Source organism: Nostoc sp., assembly GCF_036917815.1.
Classification (GTDB): domain Bacteria; phylum Cyanobacteriota; class Cyanobacteriia; order Cyanobacteriales; family Nostocaceae; genus Nostoc.
In genome coordinates this window covers 101,787-123,615 of record NZ_JBALEK010000010.1, presented here as the reverse complement: position 1 = coordinate 123,615, position 21,829 = coordinate 101,787, and the positions used below count along the sequence as shown (strand labels likewise).

Sequence of the window (21,829 nt, the reverse complement as noted above, 5' to 3'; positions counted from 1 at the left end):
GCTAGCGTTGGGGAGCAAGATTCAAAGCCTCTCTCCTCTTAGGAGAGAGGAATGGAAGTGAGGTCAAAGTCTATTGCATCCAAGCGAGAACCACTATATTCCCTAACGTCATGTCTCTCTGCACTCTGCTTATATTGAGGAACTCATTGTGGTTGCCACGCCGGAAAAAGTACAACATACTCACGAGCATCTATCAGGTAAAGACCGTGTAGCCGTATTGCTCATGGGCTACGGCGAAGTCGAAAGCTACGAAGATTTCGCCAACTATAACGAACAGGCTTTAAATCTACTGACAGCAAAATTTGCACCAGTACCAACCTGGATTTATCCCCCCCTGGCAAAGCTTTTGGCACTATTTGACCGCCACGAGTGGGGACACACACACCACGATTTTATTTCCCCACACAACGCCATTTTTGAACAGCAGCGTGCTGGGATTGAGAAGAATTTACAAGAAAAATGGGGTGATAAGGTTCAAGTTTTCAAGGCTTTCAACTTCTGCGCCCCTTTTCTACCCAATCAAGTTCTAGCAGAAGTCAAAAACCAAGGCTTCGATAAGCTGCTGATTTACCCACTGCTGGTTGTTGATTCTATCTTTACTAGTGGTATTGCGATCGAGCAAGTTAACAATGCTCTGGTTGAGTTGACTGATGGTGAAGAACACTGGGTTAAAGCACAGCGCTACATTCCTTCTTTCTTCAACGAACCAGCTTACATCGATTTGATGGCTCATCTAGTTGAGGAGAAAATTGCTGAGTTAGCCGGAGCTTATCTCCCTTCTCAAATCGGCATTGTGTTAATGAATCACGGCTGTCCCCACAAAGCTAAAGGCTTTACTTCTGGGATTGCCGAAAGTGAAGCAATGTACGATTTAATTCGGGATAAGTTGATTAATCGTTATCCTTTAATCTCCGTGGGTTGGCTCAACCATGACACACCCCTAATTGATTGGACACAGCCAAATGCAGAGCAAGCGGCAAATAACCTGATTCAATTGGGTGCAAAAGTGGTAATTTTTATGCCAATTGGCTTTGCTACAGAAAACCACGAAACTTTATTAGATGTACACCACATCATCCATGCTTTAGAAAAACAGCATCCTGGTACAAACTACGTACAAATGGCTTGTGTCAACGACCATCCAGAATTTTTGGCAATGGTGGCTCAATGGGCTGATGCTCATATTGGAGAGTTGTTGTCAGAGGAAACTTTGGCAGTTAATCCCCAACTAGCTGGGCATCATCACCACCACCATCATTAATTTGTAATGACGCTCGAATACTCGCTACCGCTACGCTAACGTAATTCGTAATTCGTAATTATAGCGGTTCTCGTTTACGTGAGGTACACCCGTAGGGGCAGGGCACTGCCGTGCCCCTACACCTTGTGATGTAATGTTGTACCGCATCTGAATGGAAACCGCTATAAGAGGGACAAAGCAAGCACTGATTACAACTACGAATTACCTTGATACTCCCACGCCTTGAAGCGTGGGATTTTTTTGTAACTTAATCATTCATTTTCTGAGTTAGCTCATTTAAAATCATCTGAGTCAGAAACATCGGAAATTTCGGAAATAATCTGCAACCAAGTAGGAATTTCTATCTCAGATGGCAATTCCCTAGCCGCCAAATATCTCAGTAAAGTTTCTTTTTTTGAAAGATTTTGCAGACTAGGAATAATTTGATCCAAAATGCCTTCTAGTTCAGAATTAATTTGCTGATTAACTTCGCTAACATACTGTACAAGATGAAGGCTAGCACTAGCATTAATTTCATCTCGCAGTCGCAGTACTAAAAGTTGATGATTGCTCGATCTGGGTAAGCCTTGGCTTTTTTCTGGTGCCCAATCAAAGATTTGACCAACGTTGTGTTTATCGTCTTGACGTGCTAGTGGAAAGATGATTTCGGGAGCAACAGTTTTGTCTTTGCTACTGATTTCAGCGATGATTGCCTCTTTCCATTCATTAGGATCGCATCCTAGCAATAATTTGTAAAATAGATCGGCATCTTCAAAACCAAATTTTTCTTCGATTTCTTGTTCCATTTCTGGATGGAAAAATGCCTCTAATTGTTCGCGTTCTGGGGCGATATGATTTGATAATTGGTTCAACAAATCTACCACTGCTTGCTGGATGCGATCGCGGGCAAAATCTTCTACTTCTTTAACGGTTTTCTCAAAGACTGGATAAAAATCATCGCTCTTAGTTGGAACGGAAGTATTTACACGGTTTCCCCGATCAAATAATTTCCCAGCTGCACCTTTAGATTCTGCCAGAGCGATCGCTCCATTGTTGGCTTTGTTGAAGAGTAAAGTCCACTGGTTCCAATTGAGGATTCTAAAAGTAAGTTCGTCTTTCACTACATCACTGACGACAAAACCGCGCCTGTCTTTGAGTGGTTCTTTCCCTAAATCTTTTTGAAAATTCCTATAGATTTTATCTAAGCTTTCGAGTACAAAGCGCAATTCGATAAAAGCGGGGCTATCGCCTGTGGGGATGCCTTGCTCGTGAATTTCATCTATGATATCCTTCAAGTGATCTTGTTGCTGACTCACCACATCAGCAGCTCTTTTAGTATCTTCATGCAGTTGCTTCAGACCATGAGTAGCTACGTGAGTTTGAATCAATTCCCGCAGCTTACTAAGTCCCCCATCTTGACCAAAGTAACTTAGCTGTTTGCCTAAATAACTGCGGGAATCAGATTCTAGCAGATGTTCACTTAAGCGTTCCCATTTCTCTTGTAGCCGTTTAGACCGATCTAAGTAATCAGGATAGTCTAAGTTGGCCAAAAACTCTGGTGAGCCGGCTTTCACTGTCGTAGAACGTTTTGCCAATTCAGCCAATCCCAACAGTGGCGACAGTAAAACGATCCGGTCTTTTTGGGTTGTAAAGGCTTCTGCACCATCAACGGTAGTTTGCAGAACTTTGAGTTTTTGGAAAACCGTTTGTTCTTGTAAATGTGAACTATCTTCAATCAGTTGGTCAAGTTCTCTTTCGCCACCTTCGCTATCTAGGGGTAGTTGATCGAAGCGACCCACACCGACGAGAATTAAATCTTTCAGGTCTTGTCCCGGTCGCTGCTGCTGCATCATGGTGAAGATTTTATTGGCGCGATCGCTCCCTGGAGATTTACCATTTAGCAATACCAAAATTGTCTGTACTTCTGCCAATTCTCGCAGTGACAAAAAGGTATCTCTAGCCCCCGAATTCGCAGCCCCCAATCCCGGAAAATCGATGAGAATAAATTTAGCGGCGTCTGCAAAATCCCAAATTTCCCGTGAGATTTTCACATCGATATCTACGCGGCGAATAAGTGGAAAACTGTTTTGCAATAACTTTGTTGGTAGCCTCTGGGGTGGACTCGGTAATCGGATGTGCGCTGGGGGTAAATCTTCAAATTTCAGAGTTTGGATTGCCATAGGCTGTTCGACTAGCTGTAGCCCTTCACGGGCGGTGATGGCATCAATCTGGTAGTGCCCACCACACATAACTTCGCCATAAGCTTGATAAGCCCGCAGGAACAATACCAACTCCCGCAGTAAATAACGTAACTCTAAATTGTTACTACTATTCCATGCTTCTTCACACCAGCTAATAATGTCTTTCCCAGAGTTGAGTTTTGATACTGGTATCGGAGGAAGTCCAGCTGCTGTTGTTCGTTTATTGGCTTCCCCTAGCATGAAGCGTAGACACTCATGTACGCCTTCATGAGAAAGATACTCTACCGTAAAGTTACTTAATTGGGTAGTTGCAAAGTCGTCTTGCGGGATGATATGTATGGCGGTAACATTACCTGTAGTGGGGTTTTCACTCACTGGCAAAGCATCTGCATATCCAATTAGACTGCCTAAAAGTAAAGTTTTCCCACTACTGAATTCCCCCATCACCCCAATTTTTACAGGTGAAGTTGCCAGGTCTACAGTTTTCTGAGCAGCCGACCGCAAACGTAAAAGACAGTCATCAAGACTAGCTGGAACCCAATCTTCTTGTTTAGAAGGGTACTGGGGCACAGAATCTATCTTTCGGAGGATGAATTCGCCGTACTCCTTAAAACGGCCTAGTTGATCTGGTTCCATAAAGTAGTTTCCGCCTAACATGAATTTCTGTGAGCTTTATAACATATAAAATGCGTTAGCTAGCGATTATTGCAACTTGTTGATATCACATTTAGCATTTCTCTCATTTTATTTGCAATTTTGGGATGAGGTATTTTGAATGGTCAAAGTTCGTAGTTGAGTATTTTTTTATTTGTCAGTCCCTAAGAGTCTCAAAGTCCCTCAATTTATCGTGGGATTTAGGGGGATCTCCTGATATCTTGCACCAGGCGACTGGAAGTCGCGGCTACACAGGCAAAACCCGCCTGCGCGGGTTGAAAACCTTAGACCTTTTGCAAAAGTCCCCTAACACCCCACCCCCCAACCCCTCCCCGCTTGGGGGGTGGGGTTCTTTTTTTTGATTTATGCAAGAAGTCCCTTGATTTTGCATTAGTCCGCGTAGGCGGAGAAGAGTTTGTATAGCCGCGATTTCTAATCGCCAGGGCTAGGTGCAAGATATGTGTCTCCAAGGATTAGGTGTATATAAAAAAACTGTTCAGACATCCTCTCAGAGTGAATCATATAGTTTTCGTGAAGCTAAATCAGGTTTTCGGATAATGCAATTACATAGCTAAGATGAATTTTTAGATGATTCTAATAAAGACAAAATAAAGCAACTTCCCTAATAGATAGGTAGTTGAAAATTTATCAAAAGGGCGAAGTTGTCATAAAGAATAACTTCAGCAGTTTTACAATCTATTTACAGTAAAGCAGTAATCTTTGCATATATCGAAACAAATAAAGTATTAAGATTAACAATAGGTTGGCATGAAGATTATACCCGTGTATCAACAAATACTAGTTTCCGACTATTAACTTAATAATTTAGGCAGAGCAGGCAGGCAAAAGTGTTTTCTAAAAAGGTGCAGAGCTACGTTAGCCAAATCATAGTTGATGAGGAAGAAATACAACAGGATGAAAAAGTATTTTGCCAGCAGGTGGATACTACTCCTCTGATGATTTGGATGTCTGGATGCAATGCACTTTACTGTTACTTCAATTCCAATTGGCTGGAATTTACCGGAAAACATCTAACAACACCTGCGTCTGCATCTGCGCGAGAAAAGGAGATAGACAATATCTGGACTGACAACGTCCATCCAGAAGATAGACAGCGATGTGAAGATATCTATCTGGGAGCATTTGCGACCCATGATTCCTTCCAGAGACAATATCGCCTGCGTCGGGCTGATGGTGAATATCGTTGGATTTTAGATACAGCAGCGCCACGATTTGCAGCAGATGGCAGCTTTGTCGGTTACATCGGTTATTGTGTGGATATAACAGAACTGACCATAGTGGGAAGCCAGCCTTCCCTAACACAAAGCTGCTCACTATCGACAAATTATTCTCGCCGCCTACGTAAAATTACGGCAAGAAAAAAATCACTAGAGCAACTGCAAGCTGAAACTGCAAAACGCCAAGCAGTTGAAGCACAGTTACGCCAAAAAACCTCAGAATTTGCCGCGATTTTGCAAGTGCTTCCTGATTTGTACTTTCGTCTTGATGCTGATGGAACTATTCTGGATTACAAGCCAGGATTGATGGAGAGTCTGTATATTCCACTAGGAGATTGTCAGGGTAAGAGTTTGCGAGAATGCCTACCGCCTGTTGTAGGCGATCGCTTCCAGCAAGCAATAACTCAAGTATTGGAAACTCAATATGAAGTCAGTTTTGAATATACCTTAACCCTACCAGAAGATAACAATAATTTTGAAGCGAGGTTATTACCATTACCAGATCAGGAAATCATAGTTCTTGTCCGCCACACCCGCGACAACATTCAAGCAGCATTAATAGAAGGCGATGCGAAATTTCGCAGCATTGTTGAAAACGCCAATAACGTTATTTTTGCACTGACACTGGAAGGAATATTTTCCTACGTTTCTCCTAACTGGACTGAGCTTTTTGGGCATGAGGTTGCAGAGATTGAAGGCAAATCCTTTATTCCCCTTATACATCCTGATGATGTATCTATCTGTACCGATTATTTTCAAAGAATTTTGACAACAGGTAAAAAACAAGACGCAATTGAATATCGGTTAAAACACAAAAATGGTAATTGGCGATGGCATACAAGCAACTCATCTGCGATTAGAGATGCCAATGGCAATGTTTTATACTTCGTTGCTATTTGCTATGACACCACTGAACGCAAACAAGCAGAAGAAGCTCTAGCAGAAAGAGCGCGTTTAGCAAATTTTCGTGCAGATGTAGACGCAGCCCTTGCCCAGAGTGACAGCTTACAGAAGATGATGCGCCGTTGCACTGACGCTTTAGTTGAACATATTGATGCAGCTTTTGCTCGCATCTGGACGCTGAACAAAGAAGACAAGGTATTGGAGTTGCAAGTCAGTTCGGGGATGTACACCCACATTAATGGGCCTCATCAACGTGTGCCAGTCGGTCAATTTAAAATTGGTTTGATTGCCGAAGAGGGCAAACCCCACCTAACTAACTCTGTGCAGACAGATCCCCTCGTGGGTAACAAAGAGTGGGCACAGCAAGAGGGTATGATTGCCTTCGCTGGTTATCCTTTGATTGTTGAAGGTGAAACTGTAGGGGTGATAGCGATGTTTGCCCGTAAAGCATTGACAGAATCAACTTTCACCGCACTGGAATTTGCCGCCCAGGAGATTGCCATTGGCATCAAGCGCAAACAAGCAGAAATTGCACTCAGAGAAAGCGCCCAGCGAGAAGCACTACTTAATCGTCTTTCTAATCAGATTAGAGCTTCTTTGGATCTTAATCACATTGTGGAAACGGCAGTGCAGGAGATTTACAACTTATTCCAGATCGATCGCTGCGCCTTCTTTTGGTATCGACAAGATACTGATGTACCATACTGGGAAAAAGTATATGAGGCGAAAAGTTCCTTTTTACCCTGTCTGCTTAACGATAAAGAAGCAACTAATACCGAAATTGAACTAATCGCAGCCAAAACCTTGAACGGAGAAATCATCCGCATTGATGATGCTGAGACTATGGGCGATTCCATAGCACAACAGTTTTTGCAGGATTTTGGTTTTACTGCCTTGATGTCGCTGCCTGTACACACCCAATCTGGCGAAATTGGCACATTTAGCTGTGGTTATTGTAATGGCTTTCGCCCTTGGCTGAACAACGAAGTAGAATTATTACAAGCAGTTACAGTTCAACTAGCGATCGCCATTGATCAAGCTAAACTTTATACCCAAAGTCGCATTGCTGCCCAAATAGCCCAAGACAAAGCCCAGCAACTAGAAGCGGCGCTGCTAGAACTTCAACAAACCCAAGCGCAACTGATTCAAACTGAAAAAATGTCCAGTTTAGGACAATTGGTTGCAGGTATTGCCCACGAAATCAATAATCCCGTCAATTTTATTTACGGCAATATTAGCCATATCCGTGAATATACCAAGGATTTGCTGCACTTAGTAGAACTTTATCAACAGAACTACTACCCACCAGTACCAGAGATTGATCAACAAATTGACACCATTGATTTAGACTTTCTCAAGCAAGATTTGCCCAGAATTCTGGATTCTATGAAGATGGGAGCCGAACGCATTCGGCAGATTGTCCTATCTTTACGCAATTTTTCTCGCCTTGATGAAGATAGTACGAAGGCAGTAGATATTCATGAAGGTATGGATAGCACCTTGCTGCTGTTGCAAAATCGCCTGAAAGCCAAACCAGGACATCCCGAAATCCAAGTAATCCGAGACTACGGCAACCTACCACCAGTAGTGTGTCACGCTGGACAGATGAATCAGGTGTTTATGAATCTGTTGACAAATGCGATCGATGTTTTAGAAGAGTCATTTGTCATTAGTCATACCCTGCGGGAAGGCCTACCCCTACGGGGAAGCAAGCTACGCGTAGCGTCTCCAAGAGTTGCGCCTATGTCATTAGGAAATAACACTGAACAAAGGATAAATGACCAAAGAAAAATGACTTTTCCCCAGATTCACATTCGCACCTTCATCGAAGAAGACCGTGTAATTATTAGCATTGCCGACAATGGCTCAGGGATGACTGAGGAAGTACGCAAACGTCTATTTGATCCCTTCTTCACGACAAAACCTGTGGGTAAAGGCACGGGTATGGGGCTATCAATTAGCTACCAAATTGTTGTCAAAAAACACGGTGGGCAAATCCAGTGTATTTCAGCACCGGCAGAAGGTGCTGAGTTTATCATCGTGATTCCACTAGAAAAGCAAGCCTTAACTTAGATAAATAGTCGGACAAAAATATTTACAGTCATTGCGAACGCGAACAGCGTCTCGTAGAGAGCGAAGCAAAGTAATCCCAGCCGCAAGCGAATTGCTTCATTCCGCTTTGCGACCTTCCCAATGACATTGTGTAATTAATTCTGTTTGACTACTTATCACACAACCTTGATCTAAACTTAATTAAAAGTTAACCGATTGGTTGTTAACTAAGATCAATCCACCTTTTGCTGCAACATTTGAACCCCCTCAATAACCTAGAATTTACAGGGGTTGGGGGGATTGTTTTTCCTAGTATAAAGAATTAGGAGTAGCAATGTTGGAGTTGAATCGATTAAAAAACGTTGTAATGGTAGTAATATGTTTGCTTAGGCGTCGCCCAACCCAGGCATCGTACCCTTGAAAAAATCCCTGAGTACAAATAAAAATACAAGGCTGGGATGATACAACCCCAAAGTCAAAATAGTATCACCTACACACGCGTTATCCACCTAAGTCATGTAATTGACCTAGATATTCCCCAATGGTCTGGAGATCCCACAGTAGAATTTGAAACTGTGGCGGAACTAAATAATGATGGCTATTATCTCCGGCGTTTCTCTTTGGGGGAACATAGCGCTACCCATATCAACGCCCCTAACAGTTTTCATAGTTCTGCTGTGGGAATTGACCAATACTCAGCCCAGTCTTTGGTTGTACCTGCGGTGGTCATAAATATTTGCCAAGCCACAGAGGTTAATCCTGATTATGCTCTGACTATTGCTGATATCCTGGCTTGGGAAGAAGAATATGGTGAGATTTCTGATGGCTGCGTAGTTATACTGCATACTGGCTGGCAAAAAAAGTGGTTTGATAAAAGTGCATTCCTGAATCATGATGCTCAAGGAATTGCTCACTTTCCAGGGTTTGGCAGCGATGCGACTCAATTTTTACTGAATGAACGGCAAATAGCTGGAGTAGGAATTGATACTCATGGTGTAGACCCTGGACAGGATAACAGTTTTGCGATTAACCGCCTAGTTTTAGAACAACCGCGCATTGTGTTGGAGAATCTGACAAATTTGGATCAACTGCCACCAAAAGGTACTACTCTAGCGATCGCAGTTCTGAGATTACGTGGTGGTTCTGGTTCTCCTGTAGGGGTGTTGGCGTTCGTGCCTTAATTTTTACGATATTTGGGATAACCTAGAAAGCAAAACCCGCCTCCGCAGGTTAAAAATCCTTGATTTTGTATTAGTCCACCTTCGTGGACTAAGTTTTGTGTAGTAGCGATGCTATTCGCCCAATACTTTTCAAACATCCTCTTAGCGTTCCCGCTCTTTAGCAACTGGCGTGCGGTTTCTAACCGCCCATTTCGCTTGTCGTTAGACATCGCTTGCAGAAGTTTGGGATCATCTAGAAGATATTCAGTCGGTAGCTTGAAATACCTATGACTAGTAAGGAAGAATTAAGAAGTGTTGCCTCAGAAATTCCATTATTTAATAATATTGAGCAAAAAGAAACATTTTTGTTTGCGATCGGGGAGTTATTTTCGAGAGTTATTAGTTTGAAAAAAGCCGCAGAAATGATGGAAATGGAGCCTGATGTATTTCTTAAACTATTAGATTTGATGGGGCTGGAATTTTCCTACTTGACTGAACAAGGTATGAGTCAGGCGTTGGCGTAGCCCGCAGCAGGCATCGCTCTTTGATGCCATTTTCTCAGATTATATGCAAGAGTTCGCAAAAGTTACTTCCGGGTTCGCAAAAGTTACTTCCGGGTTCGCAAAAGTTACTTCCGGGTTCGCAAAAGCTACTTCCGGGTTCGCAAAAGCTGCTTCCGGGTTCGCAAAAGCTGCTTCCGGGTTAGTTTTTGTTTGCTGCGATCGCCTGGATCTGCCTCTGCGAAATTTAGCACCTCTCCGCTATAGCAGCAATCCAAAATTACAATTTGTTGTCTTACTTCACCATATTGTTGTAAGATTTGAGCGATCGCTTCACCATCGGTAGCTGGTGCGTTGAGACATTTTAAGCGGTCAATTGATAAGGGATGGGATGCTGATGCTGCACAAAAACAAATAGTGCAAAATTTCCAAGCAATTGAAGGTACAATTCGGGCTTACACTGTTTATTCACTCAATGCTTTTAAGAAAATCCCTGTTGCTAATATTGATAAAGTCACTCTAGAATTTGGCATCAAAGTTGGCGGTGAAGCAGGTATACCTTACATGACTAAAGGCACGGCTGAAAGCAATCTTAAGATAACGGTAGAGTGTTCATTTTCTGACCAACCGGAAAAGAAAACTCCGCAATTATGAGTCAGAATATTGGTGCTGGCAAAATTTCTATTATTATTCCGGCTATTAATGAAGCGGGGAATATCAAAGAAGCCATTGCTACTACTCAAGGCAGTATAAATATAGAAGTGATTGTAGTAGATAGTGGCTCTAGTGATCATACTGTAGCGATCGCTCAGTCTTTAAATGTCAAAGTTATCTCATCATCTCCGGGTCGTGCTGTGCAAATGAACGCGGGTGCTGTAGCTGCTAGCGGTGATATTTTGCTGTTTCTCCATGCAGATACTCGTTTGCCAACTGGGTTTGATGACATGATTCGCACAGCACTACAACAACCTGGGACTGTGGCTGGTGCATTTAACTTGCGGATTGATGCGTCACTTTTGAGTTTACGATGGGTAGAGTGGGGAGTGAAAATGCGATCGCATTTTTACCAAATACCTTATGGCGACCAAGCAATTTTTGTCACAAAAGAAGTATTTGAGCAAATAGGCAGCTTTCCCCAATTGCCCATCATGGAAGACTTTGAATTCATCCGTCGTTTAAAACGCCTTGGACGCATTGTAATTATCCCCACACCAGTTGTCACCTCAGCCCGTAGATGGTTGCAAAAAGGAGTATTCAAAACTACGCTACTTAATCAAATAGTAATTATTGCTTATTTACTCGGCGTTTCACCTGAGCGAATTCGTAGCTGGTATCGCCAAGAAAAATTTAAGTAGGTAAATTAAAAATTTCTCTTATCCGTCGAAGTTATGAACAAGCAATTTATCATAAATCGATTTAATCGTGGAGACTTACGGAAGTTTTTTAGATTTATTGTATTAATATTACTAGTACTTAGCTTTGCTTTCTCATTAAACACAGACCTGGCTTTGGCACAAGAATCTGCAAATCCAAATTCTTTCAATCCCCAAGCAATTTTACCGGACGCTTTGCACTGGATTGATAAGCTGGGTGCGGTGGGAGCCATAGCTTTTATTGCTCTTTATATTATCGCTACCGTTGCTTTTTTCCCAGCTTCTATTCTCACTTTGGGAGGTGGTGTGATTTTTGGTGCAATTTGGGGTTCTTTGTACGTGTTCATTGGTGCAACCCTTGGCGCTACAACTGCTTTCCTGGTCGGACGTTATTTAGCAAGGGACTGGATTGCTCATAAAATCGCCGATAACAAAAAATTTGCCGCCATTGACCAAGTGGTTGGAAGAGAAGGATTAAAAATTGTGCTGTTAACGCGACTATCTCCCATATTTCCTTTCAATTTATTGAACTATGCCTTTGGCATCACAGGAGTTTCGCTCAAAGATTACTTTATCGGCTCTGTGGGCATGATTCCTGGAACCATCATGTATGTTTATCTTGGTTCCCTTGCAGGTAATCTTGCCATGATTGGCACTGAGACTCAACTTACCAACCCTACTTTACAATGGGCAATTCGCATATTGGGTTTGTTTGCGACAGTCATCGTTACAGTTTATGTCACCCAGATTGCACGCAAAGCTTTAGAAGAGGAATTGTAGGGTAGGACAGATGGATTTGCAGGGCGTTGAATTGCCTGGTGAGCTTTGGTACTTTAACTACACTAACATGAGCAAAGCTATTAATTGTTTCAGCAGTGGCAGTAATAGTAATGTTAGTGCATTTATCATCTATAGACAAAGTAGCATGCGAGTTAATATTACCGCCTGTTGCTTTCCAATTTACATTATTAACGTCTATATCATAACAGTGCTGGTCTAAACCTTTATAGCTGTTCCCATTCAGATGAGGTACAACATTATATCGCAAGGTGTATGGGCACGGCAGTGCCGTGCCCCTACGGGTGTACCTTACTAGCTTGGGAAATGCTATAAATGTGAAATTAATAGTTTCATCTTTTGATCTAAAAGCATAGGATTTATGGGAACCGATCTTTCTCTTATGCCAAGTTACGCAACTTATTTTTACTAGTACAACACGGCGGAAATAAAGCAACCATTTTAAATAGCCAGAAAGCCTACAAAATAAGCATTCTTTCTTTTTACTTTTGCCTTTTTACTTTTGCCTTCTTGTACTAGGGACGCTGCTGAATGTGTAATGAATCAAAAACCCGGTCTTGAAGACCGGGCTTTCGAGCGGAAACAATGGGGCTATATTCCCCGAAGGTTAGGTATAGAGGTTCAGTATAATATCGATGCTCTGATATGTACTACTACCCAGTTGCGATCAATTCCGGAAAATTAGCTAATAATTTTTGACTAGCCTTCCTTTGTCTCTGAAAATACACCAACCGACTGGTAGCATCAGCCTGTAGGATTGATAAATATTAATTTTCTGGCTTTTGCTGATGAACAATGCATTTAGTAGCTGGCAAGAATGGCTAACAGTATTAGCCTATCTAGGTTTCACCATCTTCATTATCTGGCGCGTCTTTACCGCCGAGAAAAATTAAAAAAGCTGCATATCATGAGTTGAAATATGCCCAAAGACCTGCGGGTAAATATCTAGTGCGCCATGCCGGAAATAAAGTTACCATTCAGAATAGGCGAAAAGCTTACGGCATAGACATTTTGAATTTTGAATTTTGAATTTTGAATTTTGCGAAGCGGTACTAGTGCGTCTGTTCATGTACCATACCCTAATACCAATTCGTAATATCCTGCGGGAAGCCCCCTTTGTGCGTCTACGTAATTGAGAAAGTCAGATTACATCTGGCTGGGTTTCCACCATTTGTATCTGTAGTCTTATTTTGGAGAATTGATATCACAATATGTGCAAAAAAGTCAGTCTCAAGGACGATAAAATTGCAACCAAAAACAAATTTTGAGCAATCTTGGATTGTACGCTGTTTTGCAGCAGTACTGCTCTTTGGTCAAGTGTGGCTGCATTTACTCCAAGGAAAAACTTACTATCGCAAGATTCTGCAACATCTAGTGACGGCTGGACCAGGTTCTATCTTTCCAGTTCTCCTTGTGAGCGGTTTCGCCGGAATGATTTTTACTATTCAAACGGCGAGGGAATTAGTCCGATTTGGGGCTGTCAATGCTGTGGGAGGTGCTTTTGCCTTAGCTTTTTGTCGAGAATTGGCTCCAATTTTGACCGCTAGTGTTATGGCGGGACAAGTTGGTTCTGCTTTTGCAGCAGAAATAGGTGCAATGCGAGTCACCGAACAAATTGATGCACTTTATATGCTCAAAACTGATCCAATTGATTATTTAGTACTTCCTAGAGTAATTGCTTGTTGCTTGATGGTGCCTTTGATGACGATTTTGGCTTTAGTTACGGGCATCATCGGTGGAATTTTTGCCGCCTCCCAGTTTTACCAAATTATTCCTGAAACATTTTTAGAATCAATCAGAGATTTTTTAGAACCGTCAGATTTGTTTATTATTTTGCTAAAAGGGTTTATTTTTGGAGTGCTGGTTGCTGTCATTGGCTGTAGTTGGGGTTTAACTACTAGAGGGGGAGCAAAGGAAGTAGGAGAATCTGCAACAAAAGCAGTTGTTACTAGTTGGGTGTCAATTTTTATCATGGATTTTTTCCTCTCTCTACTGCTGTTTGAACAGCCTGCATTTTAAACCCAAGTATTGAAGAACAAAATTCCCGACTTTTTTAATAAGTTGAGAATTTGAGCTAAAAAGGAAGTTGTGGGTAAGCAATATTGGTTGTGAAGCGTTGGCGTAGCCCAACCCAGGCATCGCTAGCTTTTTTGGGTATACTTCATAAAGTTAGCGGAATTTGAGAATATATTAACTTATAGGTTAGCGCACCCAAAGCTAAACCTCCCAATGAAAAGATAGACGCAGTGGAAAAAGCTAGCCCTTCCCTAAGACCTGCTCTTTGAAAGTCTATCCTAACTAATATAGTCGCTGAAATGATGAGTAAGGTATCAAGAAATACCTGAAACCAGGCAATCATGAGAAAGAATAAGAAAGCTGCTAAGACGGCAACGCCGAAAGTCCTAGTATTTGATTTAAGCAAAATACTGTAGTAATATGTCATCTTTGGCCAAGGGGCGGTCAACGTTACGATTAAAAGCAAGATAGCAATTACAGTTGCCAGCCACACAAACTCAGGAGCGTGTGTTTCAGATATTACCCAGCCCAAAGTACTGTAACTAAGCAGTACTAGCGCCAGGGACACCCAAGGAACTCTTTTCAAAATTGACATGGGTTGGTATTCCTAGTACAGGGTCAAGGTTTTATTCCATAACTAAGTGTAGTGACTAAAGACTTGATTTTGCTTGAGGGTTTGCTCAGTTGATGATGGTTGTCCTCTCTCAACGATATCTCAGTATAAAAGGAGTTTTTCACGATGTGGGTATCAATGAGACAAAAAACCAGAAGCTCTTGCAGATGAAATTATGCAGATTCTGACTATATCGCTTAAAGTAGTAAGTCTATCATCATATTTCTTATAGCTTCAATCAATAGGCTGTTATGCTGTTCCCAAGTCAGCCAAACAAGTTTGTCGAGAATTGCGGTACAAAGTAGTTAAATGTGTTGTTAAACATTTGTAAACTATTAGCAGCCGAGTAGCCGCGTGTCACATCTTGTTAAGGAATTATCATGAGACAACTTGTTATTGCTGAACGCGTATGCCTCATTGGTCATATCGTGTCAAAAGCCTTTGGACTGGTAGGGATGCTACTGGTCGTACCTAATTCGGAAATAATTTTAAACTTATCGCAGGTTGGAGAAACCGCCATACAGTTAAGTCTGGCTGGCGGCGGTGTAGTTGATATCATCTTGGGGACAGTAGCTGTCTCTATCTATGCCTACCGGACGTTGGGATTAAGGACTTGGCTAGCATTTATGCTACCGGCTATGTTTATTTCTTTGGGGAGTGAATTACTGGGAACTAGCACAGGTTTTCCATTTGGTGATTATAGTTACTTGAGTGGCTTGGGTTATAAGATTGGGGGGTTAGTTCCTTTCACAATTCCTTTATCTTGGTTTTATGTTGGGCTGTCGTCTTACTTAATTGCTAGAACTGGTTTGAAAGTGGCTCAAAAACCCAGTTGGGGTCGCCATATTGCGGCGATAGCCGTTGGTGCTTTGCTCTTCACTTGCTGGGACTTTGCCCTTGAACCAGCGATGAGCCAAACTTCTCTGCCCTTCTGGTATTGGGAACAACCAGGAGCTTTCTTTGGGACACCTTACCAAAACTATGCAGGTTGGTTTGGTACTAGCGCTCTGTTTATGAGTGTGGCAGGATTATTGTGGAGAAATACCTCGATTAAATTAGAGCGATCGCAACTTAATCTGCCCTTAGTCGTTTATTTAACTAATTTTGCATTCGCCGCCGGACTCAGCTTGGCTGCTGGGTTCTCTGTCCCTGTGTTGCTCGGCTTATTGCTAGGTGTGACTCCGGCTGTGGCGCTGTGGTTAAGGAGTTCAACCACACCTGCTCAAGTTACTGTTGAACCAGTAAGCAAAGAAGTATCAGTAGCAAAGGTTGAAGTTGCCTTGAAATAGTATTGGGGACTGGGGATTGGGGACTGGGGAGACTAGGAGAATAACCCACCCAATGCCCAATGCCCCATTCCCAATACAACTCTTGGAGAGGCTGCGCCAACGGCAACTCTTGGAGACGCTACGCGAACGCTCAGTACAAGTGCCCAATGCCCCATTCCCAATGACTTTGATTGTAGAAAGCGCCATCTCTCTTTTATTGCTACTTATCCAAGTACCAGCAACAGCGATTCTGTTTTCACGCCTGTTAAAGGGGCCAAGACGGCATCCGCCAATAGAACCCCAACAGCCGACACCGGATCTTTTAGGTAAGGTTAGCGTCGTCGTTCCCACACTGAACGAGGCGCTTCGCATTAGCCCTCTGTTGGCTGGTTTAAGTCAGCAAAGCTATGAAGTTCGAGAAATTATGGTTGTAGATAGCAAGTCCAGTGATGGCACCCCCGACTTGATAAAAGCCTCACAGCAGAAAGATCCGCGCTTTCGTCTGATGACAGATGATCCCTTACCCCCTGGTTGGGTGGGACGTCCTTGGGCGTTGCATAACGGTTTTCTCTATAGCTCAGAGGCTAGTCAGTGGTTTCTGGGGCTGGATGCTGATATCGAACCACATCCTGGTTTAGTTGCTGGTTTGGTAAAGACGGCTGAAGCACAAGGTTATGATCTTGTTTCCCTTTCACCCCAATTCATTCTCAAATATCCTGGGGAATGCTGGCTACAACCGGCTTTGTTGATGACTCTACTTTACCGATTTGACCCAGCCGGGATCAATACAGATCAGCCAGAACGGGTGATGGCAAATGGGCAGTGTTTTTTGTGTCGTCGCTCTGTTTTAGCTGCTGTGGGTGGTTATAGCAGTGCAAGGAGTTCTTTTTGTGATGATGTCACCTTGGCTCGGAATATTGCTATTCAAGGGTATAAGGTTGGCTTTTTAGACGGTGCAAAGGTGTTGAAGGTAAGGATGTATGAAGGGGCGATGGAGACGTGGAAGGAATGGGGGCGGAGTCTCGATCTCAAAGATGCAACTTCTCGTTCTCAGTTGTGGGGAGATTTATGGCTACTCACGTCTGTTCAGGGTTTACCCCTTTTAATTGTCTTCACTTTTTTGTTGGTTTCTCCCCCACTATCAGACTCGCCTACTCCCCCACTGCTGTTGCTGGGACTGAATTTATTTCTGCTGGTGATTCGCTTTGCTATGCTGATTGCGATCGCACCTTCCTACGATCGCACAAGTGCTAAAGGCAGCTGGTTATTCTGGCTTTCCCCTTTGGCTGATCCCTTAGCCGTGCTGAGAATCTTCTTATCTGCGTTCCACACCCCGCGCGAGTGGCGAGGACGCAAGTATATATAAGGGGGGGGCATGGGGCATGGGGCATTGGGCATTGGGCATTGGGCATTGGGCATGGGGCATGGGGCAATAGTTATTCTTCCCTGCTCCCTCATCTCCCCACTCCCCACTTCCTCCTCCCTACTCCTCTTCCCCTCCTACTTGATCCCCGCGTTCCAGTTCCCAAAGAATTTGATTTCCTTCACGGCGTACCCGTGACACTATCCAGTTTCGCCAGCGCCATTGATCTCCCCGACTGGTAACAGCGCTGGCGTGAACATCCATCAAGTCTGCTAATTCAGAACTGGTGATTAAGTAGCCTTGTTCAGAAATTTCGTCAGCGATACGTAGAGTTTCGACCAAGCTGCGGAGTTGCAAAACCCTCATTTCTGGGGGTTTTTCATCGGTTGCGGCCGCAGTTGGCCCAGTTGATGGTTCCATAACGGTTATTTCTAGTGCAGAAGTACTGATTTTTTGCGGACTTTGGTTAATTATTCGAGAGTTTTTTTCATAATCAGTTACTTTTGCTACATTTACTTCATTTGGGGAAGGTAAAGATTTGTAAAAATCTCTAGGAGATAATTGTTGTAGGGAAGGGGTTTTGCCACTGCTATATGTGCGAGCGATCACATCACAACGTTCGTTACCTATGTTACCAGAATGTCCTCGGACGTGTTGCCATTTTACCTGTTGGGTATTGAGTTCATCCAAGATTTCTAAAAGGTCTTGGTTTTGGACGGGTTTACCATCTGACTTTTTCCAGCCTTTCTTTTTCCAGCCTTTCACCCATTTGGTAACGCAGTTAATCAGGTATTCGCTATCGGTATGAAGGGTGATGGCTTGGGTTTGTTGAGATGTTTGCAGAAATTCTAAGGCGGCGATCGCAGCTTGCATTTCCATTTTATTATTAGTGGTATGAGGGGATGCATCGCCCATTTCATGGATTGAGCCATCGCTGAAGTAGACGACTACACCCCAACCGCCAGGGCCAGGATTACCAGTGCAAGCACCATCGGTGTATATGCTTTGAATTGTGGGTTGAGTGGACATGGTTAGGGTATGGAACCGAGAAGGACGCTAACTAAGGAAAGAGTTATTAGCAGCGATTTTTTTAACAATATCCAGGCTATTATACTGATAAACGCTCTTGATTCTGAACGCAGGCGGAGCGTCTCCGGCTCCACTCCTGAATTCTGACTTCCGAATTCTTCTTTAATCCTCGTCATCAGGCAAATTTTCCATTTCCTCACTAATTAGCGTCTGAAAATCTTCGTTACAATGATTATGCAGATGAACCGCAGCAGCTAGGAGTTCTGCTAGAATTTCAGCTTGTTGGTTAGCAGTTAAACTAGTTAACTGTAACTGGTTAACTAAAGCTTGTACTTTCAGGCACTCTGTACCTAATTCATCAATCAAGGTACTGAGGGTTGAATTGGTAACTGCAAGAGGGCGATGGCTAATCTGCATATTTATTGTCCCAATCTTTTACGCGCTTGTTGGATTGCCTTGTCAAAAGCACGAATCTCTTTTTCCCAATGCTTAATTAAACCTTCGTCAGGAAAACTTTTCTCTGATTCCAGTCTAATCTTTTCTTGATGTTCAGTAATTCTTTTAGCTAAAGATTCAATCGCCTTTTGATGGTGCTTCTTACTCATCACTCCGAACGATAGGCAAGGCGGAGACTTTGGACTAAAATCACCAGAGATGCGATCGCCATTAATCCGCCCCAAAACCAGTAAGGTAAAAGCAAATACCTCTGCATTTGCGCTGTATCAGAGAGTCCAAGGGAACCAGCAGAAGTACTAAATAGATAATCAAGTTGATGGTACGTACTTACACAAGCTTGTACACCCAAAAATTGAATGACAAGCCCTTGCGCCCAGCGAGGTGCTTTCAGGGTGATACCCAAGATGATTAAACCCAGTAAGGGAATTGCCACTAATCCAAACCAGGAACGTACCCAAATTAATGTGGAAAATAGCAAAAAACTCCCTAATATTTTTAAACAGAGGGTTGCTGCTGTAAAACTGCGGGAAGCCAGAATCAAAGCTGCACCGGCAAGAGGCGGCCCCATTGGCCCGGCTGCGGCGATGATTGCTGGGACAATTGGCCCTAATGACGACTGGATGCCATAAGTTGCGACACCGGAACCATTGCTAAAAATCTCTAATTTCTGAAACTGTCCCCCTAATAGGAGTGCCATTAAGCCGTGACCCATTTCATGAAACCAGGTTGCCAGGATCGTGAATGGGTATAAGATATAATCACCTCCTGGTAATTGCCACAGTAAAGCAGTTGCGATCGCAGCTGCAACTAGCCAGGTTAGCCCCATACGTTCAACAACTGGCGGAGCTTCTTTGGTGAGCAAGGTTTCAAAATTTTTATTTGGTTCCCTCATAGATCGCTCAATTTTGGATTTTAGATTTTAGATGACTGGCGTGTGGGGGGCAATGACTACGGGAATCATAACTGGGAGCATCCCAATGAGAGCTTAAATCTTTTCCCTCACCCCCAGCCCCTCTCCCAAAGATGGGAGAGGGGAGACATAATTCTAGTTCCCCTTCTCCCATCTTTGGGAGAAGGGGTTAGGGGATGAGGGCTATCAAGGTTTTTGTACATTTGGGATGCTCCCTCATAACTAATTACCCGGACGTGATATAAAATAAAATTTCTGTAAGTTTGACATCTCACCAGCCTATGCTATGTATGCTAAAAATTCAAAGGGCAATAGGCAAATATGGTTTTTCAGTACACTAACGCATTTGTCACTATAGCATCGGTGAATTTTGAGAAGTTAGTGAATTTCTACATTCAATTGCTGGAGCAAAAGCCAGTTTTTTTGATTCCCAATGTCTATGCTGAGTTTAATCTAGTTAGTATGCGATTAGGTATTTTTAAACCAAAGAACACAAATGAATCTGAATTTGAAGCGATGTCTAACGACAACCAGCTTTCTGTGTATACCAAAAGTAAGATGAGTTTGTGTTTAGAGGTGAGTAACTTGGAAAATGCGATCGCTCACCTAACTGTTTTGGGCTATCCCCCGCCAGGAAACATTTCCATTGCTTCCCACGGGAGAGAAATTTATGCCTATGACCCTGATGGCAATCGTCTGATTTTACATCAAGCCAAAGAGAGTTAGGAGTTAGGAGTTGGGAGTAGAGACGCGATTAATCGCGTCTCTACAGGAGTTATTATTCTCGCCCAATGCCCAATGCCTTTTATTGGCGATAATTAAGTAATTGATAGTTAATAATAAAAAATGGCCATAACTCAAAACTATAGATTAAACCTGATTCAATGGTATCCAGGTCACATTGCTAAAGCTGAAAGGAAGCTCAAAGAACAGCTGAAGCGTGTAGATGTGGTGTTTGAAGTCAGAGACGCGCGGATTCCCTTAGCGACTCACCATCCGCAAATCGCGGAGTGGGTGGAGGGTAAGGCACGGGTGTTGATACTTAACCGAGTAGATATGATTACGCCGCAAATGCGATCGCTGTGGATAGATTGGTTTAAACGTCAAGGAGAAGTCCCTTATTTTACTAACGCTCAACATGGTAAAGGTATAGCAGAAGTGGCGCGGGCAGCGCAAGCGGCTGGGGTAGAACTTAATCAAAGAAGAAGCGATCGCGGGATGTTACCCCGTCCAGTGCGGGCTGTGGTCATTGGTTTTCCCAATGTCGGTAAATCAGCTTTGATTAACCGCCTATTGGGACGGCGAGTAGTGGAAAGTGCAGCCCGCCCTGGAGTAACTCGCCAACTACGCTGGGTGCGAATTTCCGACTATTTGGAATTGCTAGATGCTCCTGGTGTCATCCCTCTAAGATTAGAAGACCAAGACGCAGCATTAAAATTAGCTATTTGTGATGATATTGGTGAAGCATCTTATGATAATCAGCTAGTAGCAGCAGCCCTAGTGGATTTACTCAACTATTTAGAAGCTGTAGCCACAGATTTATTACCAAAAAAACCATTACAGTCTCGTTACCAACTCGATTCTATATCCGACACCGGAGATACCTATTTACACGCCTTGGCGGAACATCGTTATAAAGGTGATGTAGAGCGAGCTGCAAGGCAACTTTTAACAGATTTTCGCAAGGGGTTGTTGGGTGAAATGAGTTTAGAATTGCCACCCAATTAAGTAAGGGTGACACAATTTTGGATTTTAGATTGACCCCACACCTAAAGTCATTGGCTCTGTCAATTAATTTTGGATTTTAGATTTATTCTCGCATTTAAATTCGGGGGCGGCTCTGCTGCGCCACTTCCGACAACGGGGGGAACCCCCGCAACGGAGTGGCTTGACTTGAGCAAACTTTCCAAGACCGATTTTGAATCTTCAATTCCATTATCCAAAATTTAAAATCTAAAATTCCGTGAAATAATGTAATATCTGTCACATATAGTTGTCGGAATGCAGTTAACGGTGTCATAAAGAAAAGGTGAAGGTTAACTTGTAGGGTATAAC

Annotated in this window: 20 protein-coding genes; 14 read left to right on the top strand and 6 right to left on the bottom strand. The window is 43.0% G+C overall.

Annotated elements, in window-relative coordinates; genetic code table 11:
• Nucleotides 1-148 precede the first annotated feature (148 nt).
• Entirely contained in the window at nt 149-1,261 is a 1,113-nt protein-coding gene (locus V7K97_RS03430) for a ferrochelatase (protein WP_334799292.1), read from the top strand.
• A 272-nt stretch (nt 1,262-1,533) separates the two neighbouring features.
• Here the strand turns inward: V7K97_RS03430 and V7K97_RS03425 are convergent, their stop codons facing one another.
• Nucleotides 1,534-4,077 (bottom strand): proteasome protein, encoded by a 2,544-nt coding sequence (locus V7K97_RS03425; RefSeq protein ID WP_334799291.1) that lies wholly within the window; start codon nt 4,075-4,077, stop codon nt 1,534-1,536.
• A gap of 866 nt (nt 4,078-4,943) precedes the next feature.
• Here V7K97_RS03425 and V7K97_RS03420 point away from each other — a divergent pair.
• The 9 genes from V7K97_RS03420 (at nt 4,944) to V7K97_RS03380 (ending at nt 14,138) form a co-directional block, all read left to right on the top strand.
• Entirely contained in the window at nt 4,944-8,309 is a 3,366-nt protein-coding gene (locus tag V7K97_RS03420; RefSeq protein ID WP_334799290.1) for a PAS domain-containing protein, read from the top strand.
• Between the two features lie 437 nt (nt 8,310-8,746).
• Complete coding sequence (locus V7K97_RS03415) at nt 8,747-9,469, top strand: cyclase family protein (RefSeq protein ID WP_334799289.1); 723 nt, start codon at nt 8,747-8,749, stop codon at nt 9,467-9,469.
• Between the two features lie 266 nt (nt 9,470-9,735).
• Nucleotides 9,736-9,972: a hypothetical protein gene (locus V7K97_RS03410; RefSeq protein WP_334799288.1), complete on the top strand. Its 237-nt coding sequence runs from the start codon at nt 9,736-9,738 to the stop codon at nt 9,970-9,972.
• A gap of 43 nt (nt 9,973-10,015) precedes the next feature.
• Nucleotides 10,016-10,294, top strand: coding sequence for a hypothetical protein (locus tag V7K97_RS03405; protein WP_334799287.1), 279 nt, complete (start codon nt 10,016-10,018; stop codon nt 10,292-10,294).
• A gap of 8 nt (nt 10,295-10,302) precedes the next feature.
• Nucleotides 10,303-10,602, top strand: coding sequence for a CU044_2847 family protein (locus V7K97_RS03400; protein WP_334799286.1), 300 nt, complete (start codon nt 10,303-10,305; stop codon nt 10,600-10,602).
• Entirely contained in the window at nt 10,599-11,303 is a 705-nt protein-coding gene (locus tag V7K97_RS03395) for a TIGR04283 family arsenosugar biosynthesis glycosyltransferase (RefSeq protein WP_334799285.1), read from the top strand. The genes V7K97_RS03400 and V7K97_RS03395 overlap by 4 nt, the downstream gene beginning before the upstream one ends.
• 33 nt (nt 11,304-11,336) lie before the next feature.
• Nucleotides 11,337-12,101 (top strand): TVP38/TMEM64 family protein, encoded by a 765-nt coding sequence (locus tag V7K97_RS03390; RefSeq protein ID WP_334799284.1) that lies wholly within the window; start codon nt 11,337-11,339, stop codon nt 12,099-12,101.
• Nucleotides 12,102-12,657: 556 nt separating this feature from the next.
• On the top strand, nt 12,658-12,804 hold the full coding sequence (locus V7K97_RS03385; RefSeq protein ID WP_334799283.1) for a hypothetical protein: 147 nt from the start codon (nt 12,658-12,660) through the stop codon (nt 12,802-12,804).
• A 560-nt stretch (nt 12,805-13,364) separates the two neighbouring features.
• A complete protein-coding gene (locus V7K97_RS03380; RefSeq protein WP_334799282.1) occupies nt 13,365-14,138 on the top strand; it encodes an MlaE family ABC transporter permease in 774 nt (257 codons plus the stop codon).
• Between the two features lie 142 nt (nt 14,139-14,280).
• Here V7K97_RS03380 and V7K97_RS03375 read toward each other — a convergent pair whose 3' ends face one another.
• On the bottom strand, nt 14,281-14,730 hold the full coding sequence (locus tag V7K97_RS03375; RefSeq protein WP_334799281.1) for a hypothetical protein: 450 nt from the start codon (nt 14,728-14,730) through the stop codon (nt 14,281-14,283).
• A gap of 398 nt (nt 14,731-15,128) precedes the next feature.
• On the opposite strand from V7K97_RS03375, the gene cruF reads away from it, so the two are divergent.
• A complete protein-coding gene (gene cruF, locus V7K97_RS03370) occupies nt 15,129-16,037 on the top strand; it encodes a gamma-carotene 1'-hydroxylase CruF (protein WP_334799280.1) in 909 nt (302 codons plus the stop codon).
• Nucleotides 16,038-16,197: 160 nt separating this feature from the next.
• On the top strand, nt 16,198-17,382 hold the full coding sequence (cruG, locus tag V7K97_RS03365) for a 2'-O-glycosyltransferase CruG (RefSeq protein WP_334799304.1): 1,185 nt from the start codon (nt 16,198-16,200) through the stop codon (nt 17,380-17,382).
• A 117-nt stretch (nt 17,383-17,499) separates the two neighbouring features.
• On the opposite strand, the gene rnhA is transcribed toward cruG, so the two are convergent.
• The 4 genes from rnhA to V7K97_RS03345 all read right to left on the bottom strand — a co-directional run bounded on the left by rnhA (nt 17,500) and on the right by V7K97_RS03345 (nt 19,756).
• Entirely contained in the window at nt 17,500-18,408 is a 909-nt protein-coding gene (gene rnhA / locus V7K97_RS03360; RefSeq protein ID WP_334799279.1) for a ribonuclease HI, read from the bottom strand.
• A 162-nt stretch (nt 18,409-18,570) separates the two neighbouring features.
• Nucleotides 18,571-18,825, bottom strand: coding sequence for a hypothetical protein (locus V7K97_RS03355; RefSeq protein ID WP_334799278.1), 255 nt, complete (start codon nt 18,823-18,825; stop codon nt 18,571-18,573).
• A 2-nt stretch (nt 18,826-18,827) separates the two neighbouring features.
• The gene (locus V7K97_RS03350; RefSeq protein ID WP_334799277.1) at nt 18,828-19,013 is read right to left on the bottom strand and encodes a hypothetical protein; all 186 of its coding nucleotides are present in this window, start codon (nt 19,011-19,013) and stop codon (nt 18,828-18,830) included.
• Complete coding sequence (locus V7K97_RS03345) at nt 19,013-19,756, bottom strand: M50 family metallopeptidase (RefSeq protein WP_334799276.1); 744 nt, start codon at nt 19,754-19,756, stop codon at nt 19,013-19,015. The genes V7K97_RS03350 and V7K97_RS03345 overlap by 1 nt, the downstream gene beginning before the upstream one ends.
• 339 nt (nt 19,757-20,095) lie before the next feature.
• Between V7K97_RS03345 and V7K97_RS03340 the strand changes: the two genes are divergently transcribed.
• Nucleotides 20,096-20,500: a VOC family protein gene (locus V7K97_RS03340; RefSeq protein WP_334799275.1), complete on the top strand. Its 405-nt coding sequence runs from the start codon at nt 20,096-20,098 to the stop codon at nt 20,498-20,500.
• Nucleotides 20,501-20,620: 120 nt separating this feature from the next.
• Nucleotides 20,621-21,502 (top strand): ribosome biogenesis GTPase YlqF, encoded by an 882-nt coding sequence (gene ylqF / locus V7K97_RS03335; RefSeq protein ID WP_334799274.1) that lies wholly within the window; start codon nt 20,621-20,623, stop codon nt 21,500-21,502.
• Nucleotides 21,503-21,829 lie beyond the last annotated feature (327 nt).